Origin of the sequence: Methylobacterium sp. WL116 (genome assembly GCF_008039455.1) — a bacterium.
Lineage (GTDB): Bacteria > Pseudomonadota > Alphaproteobacteria > Rhizobiales > Beijerinckiaceae > Methylobacterium.
In genome coordinates this window covers 1-2,668 of record NZ_VRUV01000579.1, presented here as the reverse complement: position 1 = coordinate 2,668, position 2,668 = coordinate 1, and the positions used below count along the sequence as shown (strand labels likewise).

Below are 2,668 nucleotides of genomic sequence, written 5' to 3'. Positions count from 1 at the left end.
CGCCCGCCTCGCCGCGGAGCAGGCCCGGCCCGCCTCCCCCATCGCCGAGGGCGGCGACCTCGTCGAGGTCGCGCCCGGCCACTGGGTCGTCACGAGAAGCTGAGGATCGCCCATGAGGAACTTCGAGGGACCGGGCCGCTCGCCCGTCTACGCCGCCAACGCCGCGGTCGCGACCTCGCACCCGGCCTCGACGCTGGTGGCGATCGAGACCCTGCGCGCGGGCGGCAACGCCGTCGACGCGGCGATCGCCGCGGTGGCGGTGCAATGCGTCGTCGACCCGCTGATGACCGGCATCGGCGGCGACTGCTTCGCCCTGTATGCGCCCAACGGCGCGTCGGTGCCGATCGCGATCGACGGCTCCGGCCGCAGCCCGGCGGCCGCCGACGACGCGTGGTACCGCGAGAACGGCGTCGCGATCGAGCCAGATTCCGCGCATGCGGTGACCGTGCCCGGCGCGGTGGCGGCGTGGCAGAGGCTCGTCGAGGACCACGGCACCCGCTCCCTCGGCGAGCTGCTGCAGCCGGCGATCCGGCTGGCCGAGGACGGCTTTCCCGTTCAGCCGCGGGTCGGGTGGGACTGGGCGCGCAGCATCGGCCGGGTCGCCGGCGATCCGCACGCGGCGGCGACCTACCTGATCGACGGCCGGGCGCCGGCTGTCGGCACCGTGGTGCGGCTCGAGAAGCTGGCCGCGACCCTCCGGCGGATCGCCGGCGAGGGCGCGCGCGGCTTCTACGAGGGGCCGGTGGCCGAGGATCTCGTGAGCCGCCTGTGCGAGCGCGGCGGCCTCCACACCCTGGAGGATTTCGCGAGCGCCGCGCCGGACGTCGTCACCCCGATCAGCACCCGCTACCGCGGCTACGACGTCTACGAATGCCCGCCCGCCGGGCAGGGTCTGGCGGCGCTGATGATGCTCAACGTGCTGAAGCCCTTCGACGTCGCCGGGCTCTCCGACCTCGACCGGGTCCACCTCTTCGCGGAGGCGTGCAAGCAGGGCTACCACCACCGCGACGCCCTGTTCGGCGATCCCGAGCTCCAGGCGATCCCGGTCGAGCACCTGCTCTCCGACGCCTGGCAGGCGGCCGCCCACGGGGCGATCGACATGGCCCGCGCGCAGGTGCCGGTGCTCTATCCCGAGATCCGCGCCGAGCTCGCGGCCCGCGCGCACAAGGACACGGTCTACCTCTGCGTGGTCGACCGGGACGGCAACGCGATCTCGCTGATCAACTCGATCTTCCAGGGCTTCGGCTCGGGCATCCTTGGGCCGTCGAGCGGCGTGCTGCTGCACAACCGCGGCCTGTCGTTCCGCACGGAGGCCGGCCACCCCAACACGATCGGCCCGTCCAAGCGCCCGATGCACACGATCATCCCCGGCATGCTGATGCGGGACGGCCGCGCGGTCGCGCCCTTCGGCGTGATGGGCGGGCACTACCAGGCGATGGGCCATGTCGAGCTGCTGACCGGCCTGATCGACCGCGGCCTCGATTCGCAGGAGGCGCTCGATGCGCCGCGCAGCTTCGCCTACGGCGGCACGCTCGAGGTCGAGGGCGGCCTTTCCGGCCTCGTCGGCGGCCTGAGGGACCGCGGCCACGACGCGGTCGCCGCTCCCCTCCCCCTCGGCGGCGGGCAGGTGATCTGGATCGACCGCGAAGCCGGCATGCTGTCGGCCGGCTCGGACCCGCGCAAGGACGGCAGCGCGCTGGGATACTGAGTCCGGGCGCTTCAGGCGAAGTGCTTGGACAGCTTCAGCCCTTGCGCCTGATAGTTCGAGCCGGCGCCGGCGCCGTAGAGCATCAGCGGCACCGCCTCCATGCGCTCGTAGACGAGCCGGCCGACGATCTGGCCGTCCTCGAGCAGGAACGGCACGTCGCGGGAGCGGACCTCCAGCACCGCGCGCGCGCCGGTGCCGCCGGCGCCGGCATAGCCGAAGCCGGGATCGAAGAAGCCGGCGTAATGCACCCGGAACTCGCCGACGAGCGGGTCGAACGGCACCATTTCGGCGGCGTGGTCGGGCGGCACCTGCACCGATTCCTTCGAGGCCAGGATGTAGAACTGGCCGGGATCGAGGATCAGCGACCCGGACCCGTCGGCCGGCAGCGGCTCCCAGAACTCGGCCGCCGCGTGGCGCCCGGGCGCGTCGACGTCCACGAGGCCGGTATGGCGCTTGGCCCGGTAGCCGATCAGCCCGTCGAACCCGGCGAGATCGACCGAGACGGCGACGCCCCCCTGGAAGGACGGCGCCGCCGCGGTCACCAGCGGCGCGCGCGCGTGCAGCGCGACCAGCTCGTCGTCGCGCAGACGCACGATGCCGCGTCGGAAGCGGATCTGCGACAGGCGCGAGCCGGTGCGGACCAGGACCGGGAAGGTGCGCGGCGAGATCTCGGCGTAGAGCGGCCCGCGATAGCCGGCCCCGACCTGGTCGAACGCTTCCGCCCGGTCGGTGATAACGCGGGTGAACACGTCGATCCGCCCGGTGGAGCTCTTGGGGTTGGCCGCCGCCGCGAGGTCCTCGGGCAGCGCCAGGGATTCCTGCAGCTCGGCGATGTAGACGCAACCGGTCTCCAGGACCGCGCCGGGCCGCAGGTCGATCTCGTGGAACGCCAGCCGCTCGACGCAGGCCGAGACCGCCCGCGCCGCGCCCGGCAGGAAGCTGGTGCGCACGCGCCAGGCC

2 protein-coding genes are annotated in these 2,668 nt (G+C 73.5%); one reads left to right on the top strand and one right to left on the bottom strand.

Features of this window, described 5'->3' with window-relative positions:
• Positions 1-112 precede the first annotated feature (112 nt).
• Entirely contained in the window at positions 113-1,708 is a 1,596-nt protein-coding gene (locus FV223_RS24760; RefSeq protein ID WP_147729446.1) for a gamma-glutamyltransferase family protein, read from the top strand.
• An 11-nt stretch (positions 1,709-1,719) separates the two neighbouring features.
• On the opposite strand, the gene FV223_RS24755 is transcribed toward FV223_RS24760, so the two are convergent.
• A partial coding sequence (locus FV223_RS24755; RefSeq protein WP_147729445.1) for a 2'-deoxycytidine 5'-triphosphate deaminase occupies positions 1,720-2,668 on the bottom strand: 949 nt, incomplete at its 5' end.